This is a genomic window from Pseudomonas sp. CM25 (assembly GCF_013179705.1).
Classification (GTDB): Bacteria; Pseudomonadota; Gammaproteobacteria; order Pseudomonadales; family Pseudomonadaceae; genus Aquipseudomonas.
This window is the reverse complement of sequence record NZ_JABMCW010000389.1, coordinates 1-4623: the sequence shown is the minus strand read 5'-3', so window position 1 is coordinate 4623 and position 4623 is coordinate 1. Positions and strand designations below refer to the sequence as shown.

The window sequence follows — 4623 nt, the reverse complement described above, 5'->3', positions numbered from 1 at the left end:
CCCACTTTCTCGTTGGTCTGCAGGAACTGACCGGAGATGTTGATACCGTTTTCGGCGAACACCTTGTTGATCTCGCTGAGCACGCCCGGGATGTTTTCGTGGATGTGCAGCAGGCGGTGTTTGCCTGGATGCGCCGGCAGGGCAACTTCCGGGAAGTTGACCGAAGATACCGAGGTACCGTTGTCGCTGTACTTGACCAGCTTCTCGGCAACTTCCAGGCCGATGTTGGCCTGGGCTTCGGCAGTGGAGCCACCGATGTGCGGGGTCAGGATCACGTTGTCCAGGCCACGCAGCGGGCTTTCGAACTCTTCGTCGTTGGAGCGCGGCTCGACCGGGAACACGTCGATGGCGGCGCCGATCAGGTGCTTGTCCTTGATCGCGGCGGCCAGGTGGTCCAGCTCGACCACGGTGCCACGGGCGGCGTTGATCAGGATCGAGCCCTTTTTCATCGCGCGGATTTCTTTCTCGCCAATCATCCACTGGGTGGATGGCAGCTCAGGCACGTGCAGCGAGACAATGTCGGCCATGCCCAGCAGCTCGTTCAGGCTGGTGACCTGTACGGCGTTGCCCAGCGGCAGTTTGGTCAGCGGGTCGTAGAAGTACACCTGCATGCCCAGGTTTTCGGCCAGTACCGACAGCTGGGTGCCGATCGAGCCGTAGCCGACGATGCCCAGCTTCTTGCCACGAATCTCGAACGAGTTGGCCGCGCTCTTGATCCAGCCGCCACGGTGGCAGGAGGCGTTTTTCTCAGGGATGCCGCGCAGCAGCAGAATGGCTTCGGCCAGTACCAGTTCGGCGACCGAACGGGTGTTGGAGTACGGCGCGTTGAACACGGCGATACCGCGCTGGCGGGCAGCTTCCAGGTCGACCTGGTTGGTGCCGATGCAGAAGCAGCCGACGGCGACCAGTTTCTTGGCGCAGTCGAAGATCTCTTCGGTCAGCTGGGTGCGCGAACGAATGCCGATGAAGTGGGCATCGGCGATCTTTTCCTTCAGCTCGGCTTCCGGCAACGAACCAGTGAGGTATTCGATGTTGGTGTAGCCGGCGGCCTTGAGGGTATCGACCGCGTTCTGGTGCACACCTTCAAGAAGAAGGAACCGGATCTTGCTCTTGTCGAGAGAAGTCTTGCTCATCTGCGTAAACCTGTATCCCGGAGATAAAAATGGCGAGGGTGATGCCAGGCGCCACGGCAGCCTTAGCATGAACAGCGGGAGGGCTATGCTAGCATACGCGACACAATCTGAGCCTATCCCGACAGGTGAAGAGTGCTCAGGGTGACTATGAATAAGTCGAGAGTTCCAGCGATGACCCACCCCGCTGTTATTGATGAACTGATGACCCTTGTCGACCCTGGCAAGGTCCTGACTGACGCGGCTTCGCTTGAAGCGTATGGCAAGGACTGGACCAAGCATTTCCCGCCGGCACCCAGTGCAATCGTGCTGCCGAAGACGATAGAACAGGTGCAGGCGATCGTGCGCTGGGCCAATGCGCACAAGGTGGCGCTGGTGCCCTCTGGCGGGCGCACCGGGCTTTCCGCCGGGGCGGTGGCGGCCAATGGCGAAGTGGTGGTGGCCTTCGACTACATGAACCAGATTCTCGGCTTCAACAACTTCGACCGCACCGTGATCTGCCAGCCAGGGGTGATCACCCGCCAGCTCCAAGCCTTTGCTGAAGAGCAGGGCCTTTATTACCCGGTAGACTTCGCTTCCAGCGGCTCCAGCCAGATTGGCGGCAACATTGGCACCAATGCCGGTGGTATCAAGGTGATTCGCTACGGCATGACCCGCAACTGGGTGGCCGGCCTGAAAGTGGTCACCGGCAAGGGTGAGCTGCTGGAACTCAACAAAGACCTGATCAAGAACGCCACCGGCTATGACCTGCGTCAGCTGTTCATTGGGGCCGAAGGCACCCTGGGCTTTGTGGTGGAGGCCACCATGCGCCTGGACCGTACACCGCGCAATCTCACCGCCATGGTGCTGGGTACGCCGGACTTCGACTCGATCATGCCGGTGCTGCACGCCTTCCAGGGCAAGTTGGACCTTACGGCTTTCGAGTTCTTTTCCGACAAAGGCCTGGCCAAGATCATGGGGCGGGGCGATGTGCCGGCGCCGTTCGAGACCGCTTGCCCGTTCTATGCGCTGCTGGAGTTCGAGGCCAGTACCGAAGAGGTTGCCAACCAGGCCTTGGCCACCTTCGAGCACTGCGTGGAGCAGGGCTGGGTGCTGGACGGGGTGATGAGCCAGAGCGAAACCCAGCTGAGAAACCTGTGGAAGTTGCGCGAATACCTGTCTGAAACCATCTCGCACTGGACCCCGTACAAGAACGACATTTCTGTCACGGTCTCGAAAGTGCCGGCGTTCCTGCGTGATATCGACGCCATTGTCGCCGAGCACTACCCGGATTACGAAGTGGTGTGGTACGGCCACATCGGCGATGGCAACCTGCACCTGAACATTCTCAAGCCCGAGCACATGGGCAAGGACGAGTTCTTCGCCTCGTGCGCCAAGGTCAACAAATGGGTGTTCGAGATCGTCCAGCGCTACAACGGTTCGATTTCCGCCGAGCATGGCGTGGGCATGACCAAGCGCGACTACCTGGGCTACAGCCGCTCGGCCGAAGAAATCGCCTGCATGAAGGCAATAAAGGCCGTGTTCGACCCTAACGGCATCATGAATCCGGGTAAGATCTTCGCACCTGAATAAAAAGCAGTATCCACAGGAGTCGGCCAATGAGTTACCAGCACCAGTACGTAGACGGCACACGCATTCACTTCCCGCTGGGCAAGGTGGTGTGCATCGGCCGTAACTATGCCGAGCATGCCAAGGAACTGGACAACCCGATCCCCAGCGAGCCACTGCTGTTCATCAAGCCGGGCAGCTGCGTGGTGCCGGCCGAAGGTGGTTTCAAGATCCCGGCCGAGCGCGGTTCCGTGCACTATGAGGCCGAAATTGCCGTGCTGCTGGGCAAACCGCTTTCCACCCACCCGACCGAAGAGGAGGTGCTGGACGCGATTTCCGGTTATGCCCCGGCACTGGACCTGACCTTGCGTGACGTGCAGGCCAAGCTGAAAGAGAAAGGCCTGCCCTGGGAGCTGGCCAAATGCTTCGATGGCGCCTGCGTGCTGCCGCCGTTCGTGTCTGCCGCCAGTTTCGAGGATGTGACCGACATCCCGGTACGCCTGACCGTCAATGGCGAAGTGCGCCAGGACGGCAACAGCGCAATGATGCTCAACCCGATCGTGCCGATGATCCAGTACATGGCGGCGCATTTCTCGCTGCAGGCGGGGGATGTGATCCTTACCGGTACGCCGGCGGGCGTGGGGCCGTTCAATGTCGGTGATGAGCTGGTGCTGGAGCTGCCGGGTGTGAGCCGCTTCGAAAGCCGGGTGCTCTGATTCCAGACCGGGTTGGCTTCTTCGCGGGCACGCCCGCTCCACAGGGCTCTCCACAGGCCTGTGACATTCCTGTGGGAGCGGGTTTACCCGCGAAGAGGCCGGTCCTGTTTACCGATTTTTCACACCTTATGCGGATAATGCGCGGACCTCCGCCCATTCTCCCAGGACCTCCGCATGCCATCACCTTCCAGCGCCCCGGCAACCTCCAAGCGCCGTTTCTACCTGCGCTGGCCCTTCGGCCTGGCCGTGGCAGCGGTGATCGGCTATGGCGTGTCAGTGGCCATGCACTGGGATGACCGCGGCGCACTATGGCTCAAGGAAAGCCTGGAAACCACCGCCGAGCGCAGCGAAAGCGTGTGGCTGCCGGACTACCAGGTCGACATCGACGCCAAACCGCTGCCGGGCATGGACGATGACGAAGCTTCGGACGTGGCCTTCAACCCGCGTACACGTACCCTGTTCGCGGTCATGGGCAAGAACCCCATCCTTGTCGAGCTGAGCCTGGACGGCGATGTACTGCGCAAGATCCCGCTCAACGGCTGGAACAACCCGGAAGGCGTCGCCGTCCTGGAAGACGACTACCTGGCGATCACCGACGAGCGCCTGCATGACCTGACGGTGGTCAAGGTCGATGCCCGGACCACGGTGTTGAACCACGCCGACTTCCAGAGCCACGACCTGGGCCCGTCGGTGAAGAGCAACAAGGGCTTCGAAGCAGTGGCCTGGGACCCGCTGCGCCAGCGCCTGGTCATCGGCGAAGAGCGCCCACCCAAGCTGTACACCTGGAACACCGATGGCCGCAGCCCGCTCATGGGTGAAAAGCAGCCACTGCCCAGTGACGAGCTCGACCTGCGCAACCTGTCCGCCCTGGGCGTGGACCCGCGCACCGGCCACCTGCTGGTATTGTCCGCCGATTCCAACATGCTGCTGGAGCTGGACGAGCAGGGCCAGCAGGTCAGCTTCATGACTTTGCTCGGTGGTTTCAATGGCCTGCAGGACACCATTCCGCGTGCCGAAGGGGTGACCATGGACGACAAAGGCAACCTCTACATGGTCAGCGAGCCGGCACTGTTTTATCGCTTCAAGAAGCACTGACAGCATCTTCAGGCTTTTCTGACGCTGGCATTAAGCTATGTTTCAGCCATTAATGGTTAGATTCGCCACCCTTGTGCCGAGTCTGCCTTATGCGCCGTTTTGTTCGCCTGTTCCTTGTTGTGGCCGTTATCGGC

4 protein-coding genes are annotated in these 4623 nt (G+C 60.8%); 3 read left to right on the top strand and 1 reads right to left on the bottom strand.

From position 1 onward, the window contains the following. A partial coding sequence (serA, locus tag HP546_RS26240) for a phosphoglycerate dehydrogenase (protein ID WP_172231555.1) occupies positions 1 to 1133 on the bottom strand: 1133 nt, incomplete at its 3' end. Positions 1134 to 1304: 171 nt separating this feature from the next. Here serA and HP546_RS26235 point away from each other — a divergent pair. The 3 genes from HP546_RS26235 (at position 1305) to HP546_RS26225 (ending at position 4489) form a co-directional block, all read left to right on the top strand. Beyond that, positions 1305 to 2702, top strand: a complete 1398-nt coding sequence (locus tag HP546_RS26235) for an FAD-binding oxidoreductase (RefSeq protein WP_172231552.1) — start codon at positions 1305 to 1307, stop codon at positions 2700 to 2702. A gap of 26 nt (positions 2703 to 2728) precedes the next feature. Next, positions 2729 to 3394, top strand: coding sequence for a fumarylacetoacetate hydrolase family protein (locus tag HP546_RS26230; RefSeq protein WP_172231549.1), 666 nt, complete (start codon positions 2729 to 2731; stop codon positions 3392 to 3394). Between the two features lie 174 nt (positions 3395 to 3568). After that, positions 3569 to 4489, top strand: a complete 921-nt coding sequence (locus HP546_RS26225; protein WP_172231546.1) for an SdiA-regulated domain-containing protein — start codon at positions 3569 to 3571, stop codon at positions 4487 to 4489. Positions 4490 to 4623 lie beyond the last annotated feature (134 nt).